This is a genomic window from Candidatus Binatia bacterium (assembly GCA_036563615.1).
In the GTDB taxonomy this organism is placed as follows: Bacteria; Desulfobacterota; Binatia; order UBA12015; family UBA12015; genus DATCMB01.
This window is the reverse complement of sequence record DATCMB010000021.1, coordinates 245,419-261,655: the sequence shown is the minus strand read 5'-3', so window position 1 is coordinate 261,655 and position 16,237 is coordinate 245,419. Positions and strand designations below refer to the sequence as shown.

General features: G+C 70.8%; 16 protein-coding genes. 9 read left to right on the top strand and 7 right to left on the bottom strand.

The genetic code is table 11. The features are described from left to right. Positions 1 to 12: 12 nt before the first annotated feature. Complete coding sequence (locus VIS07_18145) at positions 13 to 1,212, bottom strand: hypothetical protein (GenBank protein HEY8517437.1); 1,200 nt, start codon at positions 1,210 to 1,212, stop codon at positions 13 to 15. Positions 1,213 to 1,262: 50 nt separating this feature from the next. Between VIS07_18145 and VIS07_18140 the strand changes: the two genes are divergently transcribed. The 7 genes from VIS07_18140 (at position 1,263) to VIS07_18110 (ending at position 8,233) form a co-directional block, all read left to right on the top strand. After that, positions 1,263 to 2,051, top strand: coding sequence for an exodeoxyribonuclease III (locus tag VIS07_18140; protein HEY8517436.1), 789 nt, complete (start codon positions 1,263 to 1,265; stop codon positions 2,049 to 2,051). Positions 2,052 to 2,620: 569 nt separating this feature from the next. Beyond that, positions 2,621 to 4,063, top strand: a complete 1,443-nt coding sequence (locus VIS07_18135) for a hypothetical protein (protein HEY8517435.1) — start codon at positions 2,621 to 2,623, stop codon at positions 4,061 to 4,063. A gap of 247 nt (positions 4,064 to 4,310) precedes the next feature. Next, a complete protein-coding gene (locus tag VIS07_18130; protein HEY8517434.1) occupies positions 4,311 to 4,985 on the top strand; it encodes a tetratricopeptide repeat protein in 675 nt (224 codons plus the stop codon). A gap of 547 nt (positions 4,986 to 5,532) precedes the next feature. Beyond that, positions 5,533 to 6,099 carry a hypothetical protein gene (locus VIS07_18125; GenBank protein ID HEY8517433.1) on the top strand — a complete coding sequence of 189 codons (567 nt, stop codon included), beginning with the start codon at positions 5,533 to 5,535 and terminating at the stop codon, positions 6,097 to 6,099. A 206-nt stretch (positions 6,100 to 6,305) separates the two neighbouring features. Continuing rightward, a complete protein-coding gene (locus VIS07_18120) occupies positions 6,306 to 7,490 on the top strand; it encodes a lipid-transfer protein (GenBank protein ID HEY8517432.1) in 1,185 nt (394 codons plus the stop codon). Beyond that, positions 7,483 to 7,953, top strand: coding sequence for an OB-fold domain-containing protein (locus tag VIS07_18115; GenBank protein HEY8517431.1), 471 nt, complete (start codon positions 7,483 to 7,485; stop codon positions 7,951 to 7,953). Before VIS07_18120 ends, VIS07_18115 begins: the two co-directional genes overlap by 8 nt. A gap of 166 nt (positions 7,954 to 8,119) precedes the next feature. Further along, positions 8,120 to 8,233, top strand: a complete 114-nt coding sequence (locus tag VIS07_18110) for a DUF3309 family protein (GenBank protein HEY8517430.1) — start codon at positions 8,120 to 8,122, stop codon at positions 8,231 to 8,233. 51 nt (positions 8,234 to 8,284) lie between these two features. Here VIS07_18110 and VIS07_18105 read toward each other — a convergent pair whose 3' ends face one another. Next, positions 8,285 to 8,785, bottom strand: coding sequence for a hypothetical protein (locus VIS07_18105; GenBank protein ID HEY8517429.1), 501 nt, complete (start codon positions 8,783 to 8,785; stop codon positions 8,285 to 8,287). Between the two features lie 447 nt (positions 8,786 to 9,232). Between VIS07_18105 and VIS07_18100 the strand changes: the two genes are divergently transcribed. Next, positions 9,233 to 9,559, top strand: coding sequence for an RNA-binding protein (locus VIS07_18100; protein ID HEY8517428.1), 327 nt, complete (start codon positions 9,233 to 9,235; stop codon positions 9,557 to 9,559). A 358-nt stretch (positions 9,560 to 9,917) separates the two neighbouring features. Next, complete coding sequence (locus VIS07_18095; protein HEY8517427.1) at positions 9,918 to 10,823, top strand: SDR family oxidoreductase; 906 nt, start codon at positions 9,918 to 9,920, stop codon at positions 10,821 to 10,823. 160 nt (positions 10,824 to 10,983) lie between these two features. Here the strand turns inward: VIS07_18095 and VIS07_18090 are convergent, their stop codons facing one another. From VIS07_18090 to VIS07_18070, 5 genes are all read right to left on the bottom strand, one after another. Then, positions 10,984 to 12,420, bottom strand: a complete 1,437-nt coding sequence (locus tag VIS07_18090) for an aldehyde dehydrogenase (protein ID HEY8517426.1) — start codon at positions 12,418 to 12,420, stop codon at positions 10,984 to 10,986. Between the two features lie 67 nt (positions 12,421 to 12,487). Further along, on the bottom strand, positions 12,488 to 12,967 hold the full coding sequence (locus VIS07_18085; GenBank protein ID HEY8517425.1) for an ester cyclase: 480 nt from the start codon (positions 12,965 to 12,967) through the stop codon (positions 12,488 to 12,490). Between the two features lie 90 nt (positions 12,968 to 13,057). Then, positions 13,058 to 14,176 carry a peptidoglycan bridge formation glycyltransferase FemA/FemB family protein gene (locus tag VIS07_18080; GenBank protein HEY8517424.1) on the bottom strand — a complete coding sequence of 373 codons (1,119 nt, stop codon included), beginning with the start codon at positions 14,174 to 14,176 and terminating at the stop codon, positions 13,058 to 13,060. A 112-nt stretch (positions 14,177 to 14,288) separates the two neighbouring features. Continuing rightward, a complete protein-coding gene (locus VIS07_18075; GenBank protein ID HEY8517423.1) occupies positions 14,289 to 14,888 on the bottom strand; it encodes a hypothetical protein in 600 nt (199 codons plus the stop codon). Continuing rightward, positions 14,885 to 16,201 (bottom strand): M28 family peptidase, encoded by a 1,317-nt coding sequence (locus VIS07_18070; GenBank protein ID HEY8517422.1) that lies wholly within the window; start codon positions 16,199 to 16,201, stop codon positions 14,885 to 14,887. The genes VIS07_18075 and VIS07_18070 overlap by 4 nt, the downstream gene beginning before the upstream one ends. Between the last annotated feature and the right edge of the window lie 36 nt (positions 16,202 to 16,237).

The following is a 16,237-nucleotide window of genomic DNA, read 5'->3' as shown; positions in this document are numbered from 1 at the left end:
CGCGCGTCCGCGTCAGCCGGGCCGCAGCCGGCCGGTCAGGCGTCCGACGACGCGCTCGGCGAAGCGCAGCGGCCCGTAGACCGCGAGGCGATCGAGCGCGTGCCGCACCGGACCGCCGCGCAGGCGCACGTCGCTCTCACGGACCTCGGGCGCGCGGTGCGCGAGCAGCTCGCCCAGCGCGTCGCGCCAGTGCGGCAGGAGCGCCGCGCTCGAGAAGCGGCGCTCGACGTCGTCCCACGCCGCGCGCGCGATCGCGACGCGCAGCGCACGATCCTCCGCGAGCCGCTCGAGCGCCGCGAGCCACGCCGATCCCTCGTTCGGGCACAAAAGCCCGGTCTGCTCGTGGCGCACGACGTCGGCGCTCGGCGGCACGTTCGAGTACACGCCGGCGACGCCGAGCGAGCCGTACTCGAGGTACTTGTTGAAGTACTTGCAGCGGTGAAACGGCGTGTCGGGGAGCGGCGCGAGCCCGACGTCGAGCGCGAGCGCGAACGCGCGACGCCGCCAGGTCACGAAGTCCGCCTCGAACTCGTGCGTCACCGCGCCGAGGTCGCGCGCGACCTGCGGAATCGCGCCGCAGAACACGAGCTCGAGCCGCGCGCCGAAGCGCTCCTTCAGGCGACGCAGCGGCTCGGCGAGCAGCTCGTCGAGAAAGCGCGCGTGATCGACGCTGCCGAGAAAGCCGATCCGCACCGGACGCGCGGCCGCATCTGCGTCGTCGCGCAGCGCGGGCGGCGTCGTCGGCTCGTCGGGCAGGCGCGGCGGACGCGGCTGGCGCACGAGGATCGGCGTCACGCCGTGGCGGGACGCGAGCTCCGCACCCAGGCGTTCGCTGCACACCAGCACGGCGTCGGCGCGGCGCACGATGGTCGCGACGTTCGCGCGCACCTCCGGCGAGGTGAAGAAGTAGCCGCTGCGCGCTTCCGCCGGCACGCGCTCGAGGTCGTCGTCGAGGTAGGTCGCGACCTTGCGCCCGAGGCGCTGCGCCTCGAACAGGATGCGACGCTCCGACGGTGCGGCGCCGCGCACCAGGACCACGACGTCGGCCCACGCGAGCTGCTCGGCGCGCGGCGTGATCGACGAGCCGGTCGCGAGCTCGCACAGTCCGTCCGCGGCGAGCGCGTCGAACACCGCGTGGATGCCGAGCACCGCGGATGGAATCGGCGCCTCGCTGAGCGCGAGCACGCGCGTGGGACGAGGCGGCACCGACATCGGGCACGCCCCTAACGCAGCGCCGCGCGGTCGTCTATACGCACGCCGCGATGGCGCGATTCGTGTCGTGGAACGTGAACGGGATCCGCTCGTGCGTCCGCAAGGGCTTTCTCGACTGGCTGCGACAGTCGCGCGCCGACGTGATCGGCCTGCAGGAGACGCGCTGCGAGCGCGAGGACCTGCCCGAGATGCTGCACCGCGTGCCGGGATTCCGGCACGCGGCCTGGATCTCGGCGCGCTCGCGGCGCGGCTACAGCGGCGTCGCGCTGCTGTCGAAGACCGAGCCGCTCGAGGTCGTGACCGAGCTCGGCGACGAGAGCTTCGACCGTGAGGGACGCTTCCTGCTCGCGCGCTTCCCCGACCTGCTGGTCGCGAACGTCTACTTCCCGAAGGGCAGCGGCACGCTGCGCGACAACAGCCGCGTGCCCTACAAGCTCGCCTTCACCGAGCACGTCTTCCGCACGATGGACGCGGCGCGCCGCCGACATCGCCTGCCGGCGATGATCATGGGCGACTTCAACATCGCGCCCGAGCCGATCGATCTCGCGCGCCCGCGCGGCAACGAGACCACGAGCGGCTTTCTTCCCGAGGAGCGCGAGCTCTACGCGCGCGTGCGCGGACGACGCTGGGTCGACACCTTCCGCGCGCTGCACCCCGACGAGGTGAAGTACACCTGGTGGAGCAACCGGATCGGCGTGCGCGAGCGCAACATCGGCTGGCGGATCGACCACGTGCTGGTGTCCGCGGACCTGCTGCCGCGCGTGCGCAATGCGTTCGTGTGGGACCACGTGCGCGGCTCGGACCACTGCCCGGTGGGGATCGATCTCGCCGAGCGCTGAGGTCGCTCGGGCACCCGTCGAGCGCGCTTGTGCGCCGTAGAGCGCGTTCGCGAGCCGCGGCCGCGTGCGTCGCCTGCGAAGCGATTTTCTCGCGTTGACAACGCTCTTGCAGCCGAGGATGACGGCGGGCGGAGGGAGCTCGCCATGCGTCTTCGCGACCTGGCCGTCGTCGCCGTCTTCATCCTCGGTTCGCACGCTGCGTCCGCATGGGGCGCGTGCGATCCGACGGGAGTCGATGCTGCGGACGTCGCAGCGGCGCGCGCTGCAATCGAGGCCGCGTGCGATTGCGAGGGGGCGCCGAGCCACGGCGCGTACGTTCGCTGCGCGCGCAACGTCGCGCGCGCGATGCTGAGCAACAGGAGCTGCCTGGCGTCGTCTCGCGCTGCGCGTCGCGCTCGACCTGCGGACGCCCCGGTGCGGTCGCGTGCTGTCAAGCCGATTCCAAAGGCCGCACGCGCGCGAGCATCAAGAAGAATGCGAGCCTGTGTCGGGCGCCGCGCAACGGCACGGCGTGCGTGAGTACGGCGACGTCGGCGTGCGACGCGTGCGCCGCCTGCAGCACGCCGCCCATGTGCGAGACGGTCGCGGAGTGCCCGGGAGGGATCTCGGCGTGCGAGAACGGCCAGTGCTGCGTGGCCGGCTTCGAGGCGCCCGCGTTCTGCCGGGTGTTCGGTCAGGTCGAGCTGCCCTGCTGCGGTGCCGCGGTGTGCGGACCCGGCGCCGTTGCCTCGTGCTGCCTGCCGGGCGGCGAGGCGTGCACGACGGACGCGACGTGCTGCAGCGGCTCGTGCGTCGACGGGATCTGCCAGGCGAGCGCGCTCGCACCGGTCGTGCCGCTCGCGAGCGGCGTGCGCGGCAGCGGCGAGATCGCGCTCTCCGCGGACCGGAGCGGCTTTCTCGCCGCGTACGTGGAAGCCGAAGAGCCGGATGCGACGCGGGTGCTCGGACGCTGGCTCGCAGCGAACGGGCAGCCGAGCGTCGCGCAGCCGGTGGTGATCGCGTCGCGCGCCGATCTCGAGACGCCCGAAGCGCCCGGTGCTCCGAGGTTCCACACCCTTGGTGCCGCGTTCGCCGGCGGCCTCCACCAGCTCTCGTGGCGCTCGTACCGCGCGCTGGGCGGGGTCCTCGACGAGGTGCTCGTGCTCGCGCGCGGCATCGCGCCCGGCGCGACCGCGCCGCTGCCGTTCTCGACGTTGTTCTCGGAAGTCGCGTTCAGCATGTGCCCGTCGAATGCGACGGGGCCGCTCGCTCTTGCGGGTCGCGGCGACGAGGTCCTGATGCTGTGGGCGAAGCTGAGGGGGTGCTTGACCAGTGTACCGATCTTCGTGGGCGAGGTGACGATGCACCTCGGCCGCGTCGTGGGCGGGGGCGTGGTCGACCTGCCCATCGATCCACCGTTCGTCTTCCCCTCCTGGCTCGAGGCTGCCGAGTCGCTGACCAGCGCGAGCGCATCGCTCGCGAGCCGTGACGGCGACGCGCTCGGCGTCTTCGTCCCCAAGCGCGTCGGCCCGTTCGGCGGCCAGTTGGTCGGCGTCTGGGCCGTGGGCGACCAGGCGACGCGCCAGACCTTCAGCGAAAATGCCGGACATCCTGCGGTCGCGAGCGACGGCAGCGGCTACCTCGTCGCGTGGCAGTCGCCGGGGAGCGGACCGGGCGGTGCCGACGAGCTGCGCGCGGCACGCTTCGTCACCGGCGAGGTGCGCCTCGAGCCGACGGACGGCGTCGTTCTCGGGAGCGCGTCCGGGATCAGGCACGTGCGTGCGGTGGGCGTCGCGCCGGACCGCTACCTCTTGGTGCACGAGGAGGTCACGGCTGGCGGCGTCTCGCGCCTGGCCGTGAGCCGCATCGCGACCGACGGCGGGATTCGCGTCCTCTCTCGGCAAGAGAGCGCGATTCCGGGCGACGGCGAGGTGCTCGGCGTGCAGCTCGCGGCGAACGGCCTGTCCGTGCTCGCCCTCGTCGCGCGCCGCGACGGCGCGGAGACCTACGCGCTGACGGTCGCGCCGCTCTAGCCGGTCGCTCTCGATTCGAGAGCGGATGCGGTCCGGGCGCGGGCGCTGAATGCGTTCGCCCCGCGCTCGCAACACGCTAGCGCGTTTTCAGGCGCGTTGTCAGACGCACGTTTGCAGAAACGTTCGTCGGCGCACGTTCGCGGGCACCGTGTCCGCGCGTCGACGGGATCGAAAGGAGGCGCATTCACCTCGCCGAATGGGCCGGGGCGCGTCGTTGGCAGACGGCTTGCACAGGGGACGAAGCCTCATGAGCCGCCAACGATCCCCGCGACGCCGCGCGCGCTCGCGATCCACGATCGGCTTTCTCTTTTTCACGTTCACCCTCGGAGCGCTCGCCGCGCCGCTGCGCGCAGGGGCGACGGACCTCGTCTTCGCCCGCGACGACACCGGCGGCGCGCTCGCGCGCGAGGCGGTGGCGCTGTGCATGCGCGCGGTCACCGTGCAGGGCGACGAGCGCACGACGCTGCTCGAGCAGGGTCTCGCGGTCGCGGAACGCGCCGTCGCGGCATCGGATCGCGACGCCAAGGCGCATTTCGCGATCTTTTGTAACCTCGGCCGCAAGCTCGAGAGCGAGGGCCCGAGCCTCGCCGCGCTCGCCGAGGTCAAGCGCGTGCGCGCCGCGGTCGACCGTGCGATCGCGCTCGAGCCGAACTTCGTCGATGCGCTGATCGCGAAGGGCGCGATGCTCGTGCGTCTGCCCGCCATGCTCGGCGGCGACGCGGACGAAGGTGAGCGTCTGATCCGTCAAGCGGTCGAGCTCGCGCCGGACTACCCGCAGGCCCGCCTGCAGCTCGCGAAGGTCCTGGCCGAGAAGGGCGACGCGGAGGCGGCGCTCAGCGAGGCGCGCAGCGTGATCGCGCTCGCCCCCGGCAAGCGCGAGGCGTCCGAGGCGGTGCAGCTCGCACACGAGCTTGGTTCATAATGCACACCTGTGTGTTGCGGTGCGTCGAGAACGCGCAAATCGGCCGCTGCGCAACGACTTTTTACATTGACACTGCTCGGGCAGGAGAGGAAGAGGGCGGCGGGAGGAAGCCGCTATGCGTCTACGCAGCCTGCTCTTAGCCACCGCTCTCGTTCTCGGCTCTTCCGTCGCAGCCTGGGGAGCCTGCGATCCCGACGGAGCCGATGCGGCCGACATCGCGGCAGCGCGCGCCGCGATCGAGGCCGCGTGTGATTGCGAAGGCGCGCCGAACCACGGTGCGTACGTCCGCTGCGCACGCAACGCCGCGCGCGCAGCGCTGAGCAACAAGCGCTGCCTGGGTCGCGTCGTGCAGTGCGCGTCGCGCTCGACCTGCGGACGTCCCGGCGCCGTCGCGTGCTGTCGAACCAACGCCAAGGGCCGCACGCGCGCGAGCATCAAGAGGAACGCGAGCCTGTGCCGCGCGCCGCGCAACGGCTCGGCGTGCGTGAGCTCGGCGACGTCGCTGTGCGACGCCTGCGGCGAAGGCGATTGCAACGCACCGACGCCGGTGCCCACCGCCACGCAAGGGCAGACGACCTCGCCCACTCCGGCGCCGTCGCCGACGCCGTCCGGGGAGCCGGTCTGCGGCAACGGCGTGGTCGAGGCCGGTGAGGAGTGCGATGGGGCGACCTGCACGGCGTTGCTTGACGAGGTCGAGGTGCAGTCGGAGTGCGGCGCGCCCGGCACGGCGCACGCGTGTCAGTGCCGCAACGTGCAGTGCGGCGGCTGCTTCGGCTACCCCGGTGACGAGGGCGTGCTGTGCTGGGCGGACGACCAATGCCTGATCTCGCCGGGCGGGCCGCCGGGCTGCATCCCGGGCATGTGCGTGCCGACGACCTGCCAGACGTCCGCCGAGTGCACGGCGGGCTCGAGCTGCGAGAACGGCCTGTGCTGCGTCGCGGGCTTCGAGCCGCCGGCGTTCTGCCGGGTCTACGATCAGGTCGAGCTGCCGTGCTGCGGCGCCGCGGTGTGCGGCGCGGGCGAGCTCGCGGTGTGCTGCATGCCGACGGGCGAGTCGTGCACGAACGACGCGATGTGCTGCAGCGGCTCGTGCGTCGGCGGGATCTGCCAGTAGCGCGCTCGTCGCGGACGTGACGGGTTCGCGCCCCGGACGTCGATGACGACGGGGCGCGGGTCCTGACGTCGCTCGGTTGCGGGCTCGCCTGGAGCTGCGAGCCCGCAACCGGCGACGCGCCCGCACGACGATCGCCGATGGGCGGCGCGCCGGGCGCGGCGCCGTCGCTTTTCCGCCCGCCGAAGGTTCGCTATCCACGCTACGACATGGCGGGCGCGAAGCGCATCGACGACGACCTGTTTGCGCGCATCCGCGACCGCGTCGCGATCGTCGGCATCGGCCACCTGCCGTTCTCGAAGGACATCGGCCGTCCGATCTCCGACACCGCGATCGAGGCGATCCAGCTCGCGCTCGACGACGCCGGGCTCGAGGCCGAGGACGTCGACGGCATGTCGATGTTCGAGATGGAGCACACGCACGAGGTGACGATCGCGCGCGGGCTCGGCGTCAAGAACCTCCAGTGGTGGGACAAGATCTCCTACGGCGGCGGCGCGTCGTGCGCGACCGTGATGCACGCGGCGGCCGCGATCGCGACCGGGCTCGCCGAGGTCGTCGTCTGCCACCGCGCGCGCAACCGCGGCTCGAAGGCGTCACGGCCGTGGGCGCAGGAGCGCGAGCTCGTCACCGACGACAAGGCCCTGCACGTGCCGTGGGGCCTCATCCGTCCGGTCGACGTGATCGGCATGTGGGCGCACCGCCACATGCACGTCTACGGCACCAAGCGCGAGCACTTCGGCAACGTCGCGATCGCGGCGCGCAAGCACGCCAACCGCAACCCCTACGCGATGATGCGCGACCGTCCGCTCGACATGGCGACGTACCTCTCGGGACGCGTGATCGGCTACCCGCTGACGCTCTACGACTGCTGCCTCGAGACCGACGGCGCGCTCGCGTGCGTCGTGACCTCGATCGAGCGCGCGCGCGACCTCAAGCAGAAGCCTGCGCTCGTCCACTCGGTGGCGCAGGCGAGCGGTCCGAACCCGGTGCACCTCGCGAACTACAACACGCCCGACATGCAGACGACCGCCGTGCCGTGCGCCGAGCAGCTCTGGCGACGCTCGGAGCTGAAGCCGCAGGACATGGACTGCGCGCAGATCTACGACGCCTTCACGCCGCTCGTGATCATGGGCCTCGAGGACTACGGCTTCTGCAAGCGCGGCGAGGGCGGGCCGTTCACCGAGGGCGGACGCATCGAGCTCGGCGGCGAGCTGCCGCTCCTGACCTCGGGCGGCGGGCTGTCGGAGGCCTACGTGCACGGCTTCAACCTGATCCTCGAGGCCGTGCGACAGATCCGCGGCACGTCGACCGCGCAGGTCGAGGGCTGCAAGAACGTGCTGGTGACCGGAGCGTCCGGGGTCGCGACCAGCGCCATGGTGCTGCGCGGTGAGTAGCGAGGTCCGGCGCGGCGAGCGCACGCGCGAGGTCGAGGACCGTCCGCTCGGCGACCTGCACCCCGACTACCCGCTGCCCGACGTCGACCACCCGGTGGTCGAGCCGTTCTGGACCGGGTGCCGCGAGGGGCGTCTGCTCGTGCAGCGCGACCGCCTGACCGGCGCCTACCACTGGCCGCCCAAGCCCGCGTACTGGAAGGGCGGCGGGCGCCTCGAGTGGGTCGAGGCCAGGGGCACGGGCACGGTCTACACCTACGTCGTCGCGCACGAGCCGTTCCTGCCCGCCTTCCGCCACATGCTGCCGCACGTGATGGTCGTGGTGGAGCTCGACGAGGGGCCGCGCCTCGTCGGCTACATGGTGGGCTGCACCCCGGACGAGATGCGGATCGGGATGCGGGTGCGCGTCGTCTTCAAACCGCTCACCCAGCGCGTCACGCTGCCCGTCTGGGAGCCGCTGCGCTGAGAGGCGCTGCGCCGACCCGCGGCGCGTTCGACGCCGGAGCGCGCGGAGTTTCGTGTCAGCTTTACAGGCTCGCGCGCAGACTCGACCGAAAGAGCTTGCGGGGCGCGACCTTCGTCGACGTGACCTGCACCGCCAGCCGCGAGATCGCGTGCTGGCGATGCGGGGCATGTCGCTTGCTCGGTCCTCCTGCCCAGGAGGATCGACCATGTACTACGGATACGGCATCGGCGGCATCGTTCTCTTGATCGTGCTCATTCTGCTCCTCACCGGACGCATCTGAGCCTCGACCGACGCGCCTCGACGGCGCGTCAAGCAACTGGAGCGTCCGTCGTCACGCGAAGCGACGACGGCGCGCGCCCACAGCTCTCGACGGACTCGGCGCCGGGCCGTCGTAGCCGGCCGCGGTCGGCGCCATGAGCAGCTTGACGGTGCGCTCCTCGAACAGGACCTCGCAGACCGTCGAGCTCGAGTGACGGACCACGACGCCCTCACCGAACGTCGTGTGCTGGACCCGCGCACCGATGCCGTACGAGCCGCCGACGCTGTACGGCTTCGCGATGCCGGTCGCAGCGCGCAGCGCGTCCGCCCAGGGCAGCGCGCTCATCGTGGGATCCGCCTTGGCGCGCGGCTTTGCTACCGAGTAGTCGTGCTCGTCCTTGCAGCGCGAGCACGCGACGCGGCTTGGCTTGACGCCGATCTTCGCGACCACCGTGTGCTCGGTCGTCGCCTTGCACTTGCGGCAGCTCGCCTGGATCGACGAGCCGACCGTGATCTGGCGGATCGGGACTTCCTTGGGGATCGTTCGTTTGCGCGGCGTGCCGTAGAAGCTCATTCGTCCATCCCTTCTGCGGGGCCGCGCCTTTTGCGCGCTCACGGACGCGCAGCGCTTCCTCGCAAGGCTCTCGAGGTGCGAACCCGATGCGGAATGCATCGCTCTGCGGGTCGGAATCGTGGGAGCCGCGCGCGAAGGACCCAGCGGAGTAAAGGGACCCTAGCTTCCCGATCGGCCGCCGTCCACGTGACCCGTGGAACGTCGAGGAAGGGCGGGGCAATCTTTTTCCAAGTTTTTTCGCAAGTCGGCTTTCAAAGCCCCCGGCACGTGCTATCCAGATGGTGGTTGGTTCGTCGACCGAGTCCGTACGGCGCAGCATGATTCCTGCCCGGACGCTTGATCGTCCTCCCGCCTTCGTGGGCCCCGCAAAGCGGCCTCTTTCAACCGCGGCTTGAAAGTCAAACCAGGGCCGCAGCGAATCTTCGCAGGGATATTGGAGAAGGAATCATGAGCAGAAAGTTGTATGTGGGAAATCTTGCGTTCAGCGTCGACTCGTCGGCGTTGGAGCAGATGTTCACCGAGTACGGGACCGTCGAGAGCGCGACCGTGGTGAGCGATCGCGAGAGCGGCCGTAGCCGCGGCTTCGGCTTCGTCGAGATGAGCAACGCCGACGAGGCGCAGGCCGCGATCGACGCGCTGAACGGCCAGCAGCACGGCGGCCGTGCGTTGACGGTGAACGAGGCGAAGCCTCGTGAGGACCGTCCGCGCACCGGCGGCGGTGGCCGCGGCGGGTTCGGCGGCGGCTTCGGCGGCGGCCGTCCGCGTCGCTACTGAGCCGACGTCCTGAGCTGAAAAGAGCGGGAGCGAGCCACCGGGCTCGCTCCCGCTTTTTTTTGCGCCCGCGCCGTCGCGAGTCGGGCTGGCTGCCGCGGCGGCGCGCCGCCGTCGCGCCCTGCGGGCGCGTTCTCCGTACCGGTCGCTACACGACGCTTGCGCGCGTGCCGCGGGCCGTTCTACGGTCGGGCGCTCGATCCGCCGCAGGCCGGCGTCTCGACCGGGTTGCGGCGCGAGCGCGTGCGCGCGTCTCGTCCCGCGCGTCGAGTCGACCGCGCGGCGGCTCGGTGCGCGAGCTCGCCGAGCGCACCGTCGAGCACCGGCCAACCCGCAAACATCGCCAAGGAGGATGTGACCAGTGAGCAGGTACCTCGAAGGGAAGTCGATCGCCGTCACGGGCGCCGGCCGCGGCATCGGACGCGCCGTCGCGCTCGCGTGCGCCGCAGCCGGAGCAAAGGTCGTGGTCAACGACTACGGCGTCTCGATCGATGGCAAGGAGCCGACCAGCGAGGTCGCGAACGCCGTCGTCGAGGAGATCAAGGCCGCCGGCGGCGAGGCGGTGGCCAACGCCGAGTCGGTCGCGACCATGGAAGGCGGCGCGAGCATCGTCAAGACGGCGATCGACAACTTCGGGCGCATCGACGGCGTGGTCTGCGTCGCCGGCATCCTGCGCGAGCGCATGCTGTTCAACCTGACCGAGGAGGACTGGGATCCGGTGATCGCGACCCACCTGAAGGGGACGTTCACCGTGTTCCGTGCCGCCGCCGCGGTGATGCGCGAGCAGAAGAGCGGCACGCTGATCGGCTTCACCTCGGGCGCGTTCGCGGGCTCGGTCGCGCAGGCGAACTACTCGGCGGCGAAGGGCGGCATCGTCTCGCTCGTGCGCAGCGCGGCGGCGGGCATGTACCGCTACGGCGTCACCGCGAACTGCATCGCGCCGGTCGCGCGCACGCGCATGAGCGCCAACGTCCCGATGGAGATCAGCGGCATCGGCGAGCCCGAGGACGTGGCGCCGATGGTCGTCTACCTGCTGAGCGACAAGGCGCGTCACATCACGGGCCAGGTCTACACCGTGTCGGGCGGCAAGATCGCGGTGTGGAACCAGCCGGAGGAGGTCCGCGCCATGTTCAAGGACGGGCGCTGGACCGTCGAGGAGATCGAGCAGCGCCTGCCGAACACCGTCGGCTTCGAGCGCATGAAGCTCATCGACCGCCTCGAGGCGATGCGCAAGGCCGCGGCGGCGAAGGAGAAGCCGAACGCCTGAGCGGCATCACGCGGTCCGCGCCGCGTCCGGACGTCCTTCGTGACGACGCAGGCGCGGCGCGGGCGGCACGCCGCCGCGTGGAGAGAGGGCGCGCGATGCATGCGCCGCGCCGGCAGCCCGCGCGCCCTCGTCTTGCTCCATCTCGCGTCAGGACATCGCGTCAAGAAAAGATCGCGATGCTCTTGTACTCGCTGAAGCAGGCGATGCCTTCGGGTCCGAACTCGCGGCCGATGCCCGAGGCCTTGAAGCCGCCGAACGGCGAGCCGAAGTCGATGATGAAGCCGTTCACGTTGTAGGTGCCGGTGCGCACCTGACGCGCGATCTCGAGGCCGCGCTCGATGTCGTTGGTCCACACCGAGCCCGAGAGCCCGTAGTCCGAGTCGTTCGAGATGCGCACCGCGTCCTCGGGGGCGTCGTAGGGGATCGCGACCAGCACCGGTCCGAAGATCTCCTCGCGCGCGATCGTCATGTCGTTGCGCACGTCGGCGAACAGCGTCGGCTCGACGTACCAGCCCTTGCCGAGCCCTTGCGGACGTCCGCCGCCGACGACGAGCCGCGCACCCTCGTCGCGGCCCTTCTGGATGTAGCCCTCGACGCGCGCGCGCTGACGCTCGGCGACGAGCGGCCCGAGCTGCGTCGTCGGATCCATCGGATCGCCGACCGGTACGCTGCGCAGGAAGTCGCCGATCGCATCGACGTACTCGCGGTAGCGGCTGCGCGGCACCAGGATGCGCGTCTGCGCGGCGCAGGCCTGACCGGTGTTCAGGATGCCGTTCGGCACGAGCCCCGGCACGACCTTCGCCGGATCCGCGTCGTCGAGCACGATCGCCGCCGACTTGCCGCCGAGCTCGAGCGTGCAGCGCTTGAGCCGCTCGCCGCAGATGCTCGCGATGCGCCGGCCGACCATGCTGTTGCCGGTGAACGAGATCTTGTCGACGCCGGGGTGCCGCACGAGCGCCTCGCTGTCCTGACGATCGGCGACGACGATGTTGATCACGCCCTTCGGAAAGCCGATCTGCTCGCAGACCTCGGCGAGGATGTAGGCGTCGAGCGGCGTCTCGGGCGCGGGCTTGATGACCGTCGTGCAGCCCGCGGCGAGCGCCGCGCCGAGCTTGAAGGCGATGATCGCGAGCGGGAAGTTCCACGGCACGATCAGCCCGCACACGCCGACCGGCTCTTGACGCACGATCACGGGTCCGAAGAGCCCGGGCCGCTCCTGCTCGAACGGATGGCTGCTCGCGATCTCGGCGTACTTGTCGAGCACCATCCCCGGCGGCAGCGCCTGCGCCATCGTCGAGACGCTGATCGGGCAGCCCATCTCGGTGGTGATCGCCCGGGCGATGTCGTCCATGCGCGCCTGCAAGGCCTGCGAGAGCTTGCGCATCCAGTCGACGCGCTCGGCGACCGTCAAGCGCGGCCACGGCCCATCGTCGAACGCAGCGCGCGCCGCCGTGACGGCGCGGTCGATGTCGGCCGGCTTCCCGGCGGGGACGCGGGCGATGACCTCCTCGGTCGCGGGCGAGACGACGTCGATCGTGTCCGACGAGCTGGGCGCGACCCACTCGCCGCCGATGAAGAGCCGATCGTAGGTTTGCATGATCGCGTCCTATCCGAGGTCGCGCGTGCGACGCAACGAACGTTCGCTCTCGGGGACCCCGATCACGTCAGGACTTCATGTTCGCGGCCGAGAAGCTCTCGACGCCCGCGAGCGGCAGCAGCTCGGCGCGTCCGATCTGCCGCAGCAGGCTCGCGCCATCGAGGTAGACGCGCTCGTTGGTGATCTTGTCGCCGTCGAAGCTGAAGACGGCGATCACCGGGACGCGAAACGCGCGCCCGGTCGGCGGCAGACCCATGAACTCGCCGGTGTTGGTGCCGATCAGGTCGAACTCGGCGATCACCGTGTCGTCGTCGGCGAAGTGCATGCGCACGTTCTCGTGGCGCTGATCGGGGAACGCGGTCCGCTGGCGGCGGTGGTAGGCGACGACCGCCTCCGCGCCCTCGTGGATCTGCCCGGTCGCGACGATCTCGTAGCGCGGGACGTCCTTGAAGGTCGCGAGGCACGCGTCCCAGTCGTGCTCGACCTCGGACTGGAAGTGCTTCTCGAGCACCGCGAGCCGGCGGCGGCGTAGGTCCTGGCTGCTCATCGATTCCTCCTGCGCTCCGGTGGCACACGTGCGGCGTCCGAGGCAACGCGAAACGCTTCCGCGTCGCCGCCGACGCCGCACGCGTGCGCGTCAGCCCGCGCTGGGCACGACCGCGCGATGCAGGATCGTCGACTCCTCCCAGCGCCGCAGCTCGGTGTAGACCCCGTCGTACGGGTAGTCCCACGAGCCCTCGCGGTGCACGATCCGGCCGCCGAAGCCGACCTTGAAGCGATGCACGCCCGCGAGCGGGTGGTCGGGCGACGCGTTCGGCGCCACGCCGAGCATGTCGTACTCCGCGCAGCCGAGCGACTTCGCGAGACGGATCGCCGCCCACTGCGCGGCGTACGGCGCCATCACCTCGCGGCGCTCGCGCGTGGATGCGCCGTAGAGATAGGTCGCGCGCGTCGGCGCAATTGCGACGATCACGCCGGCGAGCAGCTTGCCGTCATGACGGGCGAGAAGCAGCCGCGTCAGCACCGGCGACGCCGAGCCCTCGCCGCGCTCCGTCAAGAGCGCCACGAAGTGCGCGAGCGGCATCGGCTCGATGTCGCTGCGGCGCGCGGTCTCGAGGTAGATCTCGTACCAGGCGGGCAGGTCGCGAGCCGTGCCCTCCTCGACGACGACGCCGCGCCGCTCGGCGAGCCGGATGTTGTAGCGGGTCTTGTGGTGCATGCGCGCCAGTAGCTCGTCCTCCGAGAGACGGAGGTCGATCAGCAGCGTGTCCGGCGGCAGGAGGTCGCGCGGCGCCTTGTAGAGGTTCCGGTCCTCGGTACCGAAGTTCATGCGGATCTCGCGCAGGTGTGCAGCGGGCGCACCGCGCCACTCGCCGCGCTCGTCGAAGTCCGACGCCTCGCGCGCGTGCACCGACGTCCACGGCAGATCCCAGCGCACGAACGCGCAGCGCGGCCCGAGCATCGGCCGCAGCTCGCGCGACAGCCTGCTCAGGAACGTGCCGACGTGCTCTGCGTCCGGCGCGATCTCCGGCCCGAACGGCACGTAGGCGCACTCGAGGTCGTCCGCGAGCGGCATGCGGACGACGAGGAAATCGCCGCTCGCGTCCGTCGTGGCGCCCGGCGGACGCAGCTTGACGTCGAACGCGTCGACACCGAAGCCGAGGCGGCGGTGGACGCGTCCCCAGAACGCGGTCTGGTGGACGATCGGCGTCGGGACGAGCTGATCGGACTTCTTGGCGACGACATCGAGCTGCATGACGGCCTCACGGGCAAAAACACCCAGTCTGGCCATCGTGCGCGGGAAAGCAAGCCCGTGCTCACGAACGTGGGTTTTGCGACGCGTGCACGCAGGCGCGCGTCGCGTGGCGCTACTGGCAGTGCGGGACCTGTCCCGCCGGGATCTGGCTTCCGCTACAGCTCGAGCAGCTGCAGCACTGGTCGGTCGGCGTCAGGACGCTCGACGTCGGCTCGACGACCACCGTGCAGGGATTCGCGCTCTGTAGCTTGACGCTGACCGCGTCGATCGCGTTCGGCACCATGTCGTCGCAGGTGAACGAGGTGAAGCTCACGAGCTTCGCGCTCGAGCAGTCGGACGCGATCTCGATCGCCACCTGTCCCGCGTTGTCGGGGTTCTGACAGCCCTTGGGGTTCGGGCAGTTGCCGGGCGACGTGCAGGTCCGCCAGTACCAGCCGTTGACCTGAAAGCCGATCTGGTAGGCGCCAAAGAGGTTCGACACCTGCACGGTCTTCTGTCCGCCGCTCGGGATGTCGACCGGCGTCGTGCCCTCGAAGAAGGTGAGCGATGGCCCCATGCACGGCGACGGGATCGGCACCTGATTGACGACGGTCATCGGGATCGGCCCCGAGCCGTTGACGTCCGGGGTGGCCTCGTCGTCGGAGCCGCAGCTGGCGGCGACGAGCAGGGCGACGCCCGCAGAGAGCGTGGCGACGAGCGTGCGGATCTTCATGCGGCCTGTCCCGCGGGCTGGGGCGCCTCGACGGCGCGCGTTTCGCCGCGCTCGCAGACGCCGCGATCGATCTGCTCGATCATGTCGAGCACGAGCTGCAGCATGACCTGCAGCGACTCCGGACGCACCCAATCCAGCGTGTCGAGGCGCGTGTGGTAGTTCGGCACGAGGCGCGTCGCGTCCTGGCAGAGCAGCGTCACGCTCGGCACGCCCGCGTGCGCGAACGCCGTCCCGTCGCTCGCGCCGAGCGGGATCATGTGCTGCTGGCACGTGTAGCCGCGCGCCGCGGCGCGCTCGCGCGCGAGCCGCACGAGGCGCGGGTCGTGGCGCGCGCCGGTCGTGAGCTCGCGGTGGATGACCGTCAAGTAGCGCTCGTCGTACACGCCGTCGACGTTCAGCACGTAGGTCGGGATCGCGTGCAGCTCGTCGCGGTGGCGCTCGGCGAAGCGCTTGGCGCCGCGCAGCCCCGCTTCTTCCGCCGCGAGCGCGAGCACCACGATCTCGGTGCTCTCGAGCGCGCCGCCCTCGCGCCGCGCGTCGGAGAGAGCGCGCGTGACCGCGTCGACGACGCTGATCCCGGCGAGGTCGTCCATCGCGCCCGGCACGACCGAGTAGGTGTGAAAGAAGAAGTTGAGCCCGACGATCGGGTAGAGCGCGATCGCCGTGAAGCCGACGACGTTGAACGCGAAGCTGTCGTTGCCGGCACCCATCAAGCTCTTCAGCAGCCCGCCGAAGAGCGGCACCAGCGCCGCGCCGAAGCCGAGGATCATCACCGGTACCGCGGCGCCCTTCAGGAAGTACCAGAGGTTGAACTCGTACGCGGAATCCTGGTGCGCGCTGACGATCACGCGCCGCTTGGTCTCGCCCGACGGCTTCAGCACGCCGATCACGTTCTCGCCCTGCGCTGCGCGGAACAGCGGGTCGATGAACTCGCGGTAGCGCAGCAGCTCGAACCAGATCAGCGCGAACGACGCCGCCGCGAAGACGAAGCACACGAGCGGCCAGATCCAGTAGGTGATGGTCGCGAGCAGGTAGAGGAAGGTCGAGATCGGGATGAAGCCGAGGAACGCCTTCGGGTGGCAGGTGAAGGTCTCCGTCCGGACGTCGAGCCCGAGCTCGCGCCAGCGCTGTGCGAGGCGCTGTCCGAGTCGGCGCTCGCTCTCGCTGCACGACTCGCGCGGCCCGATCTCCTCGAGGACCGTGCGCACGAAGTCGTACATCGAGCCGCGGTAGGCGTCGGCGCTCGGGAGCCGCGTGCGCGCGGGCTCGGCGGGCGTCTGGTTCGGCGATGGAACGGCGAGTTGCTGTGTCACGGCTTCGTTCATTCCCACTCCGGCTCGGTGCGACTT

What these genes read in the sequence shown, in the direction of transcription:
- VIS07_18120 (HEY8517432.1), top strand. Translation starts at nt 6,306, where the DNA reads ATGGCGGGCGCGAAGCGCATCGACGACGACCTGTTTGCGCGCATCCGC.
- VIS07_18105 (HEY8517429.1), bottom strand. Translation starts at nt 8,785, where the DNA reads ATGAGCTTCTACGGCACGCCGCGCAAACGAACGATCCCCAAGGAAGTC.
- VIS07_18110 (HEY8517430.1), top strand. Translation starts at nt 8,120, where the DNA reads ATGTCGCTTGCTCGGTCCTCCTGCCCAGGAGGATCGACCATGTACTAC.
- VIS07_18100 (HEY8517428.1), top strand. Translation starts at nt 9,233, where the DNA reads ATGAGCAGAAAGTTGTATGTGGGAAATCTTGCGTTCAGCGTCGACTCG.
- VIS07_18090 (HEY8517426.1), bottom strand. Translation starts at nt 12,420, where the DNA reads ATGCAAACCTACGATCGGCTCTTCATCGGCGGCGAGTGGGTCGCGCCC.
- VIS07_18145 (HEY8517437.1), bottom strand. Translation starts at nt 1,212, where the DNA reads ATGTCGGTGCCGCCTCGTCCCACGCGCGTGCTCGCGCTCAGCGAGGCG.
- VIS07_18080 (HEY8517424.1), bottom strand. Translation starts at nt 14,176, where the DNA reads ATGCAGCTCGATGTCGTCGCCAAGAAGTCCGATCAGCTCGTCCCGACG.
- VIS07_18130 (HEY8517434.1), top strand. Translation starts at nt 4,311, where the DNA reads ATGAGCCGCCAACGATCCCCGCGACGCCGCGCGCGCTCGCGATCCACG.
- VIS07_18075 (HEY8517423.1), bottom strand. Translation starts at nt 14,888, where the DNA reads ATGAAGATCCGCACGCTCGTCGCCACGCTCTCTGCGGGCGTCGCCCTG.
- VIS07_18135 (HEY8517435.1), top strand. Translation starts at nt 2,621, where the DNA reads ATGTGCGAGACGGTCGCGGAGTGCCCGGGAGGGATCTCGGCGTGCGAG.
- VIS07_18140 (HEY8517436.1), top strand. Translation starts at nt 1,263, where the DNA reads ATGGCGCGATTCGTGTCGTGGAACGTGAACGGGATCCGCTCGTGCGTC.
- VIS07_18085 (HEY8517425.1), bottom strand. Translation starts at nt 12,967, where the DNA reads ATGAGCAGCCAGGACCTACGCCGCCGCCGGCTCGCGGTGCTCGAGAAG.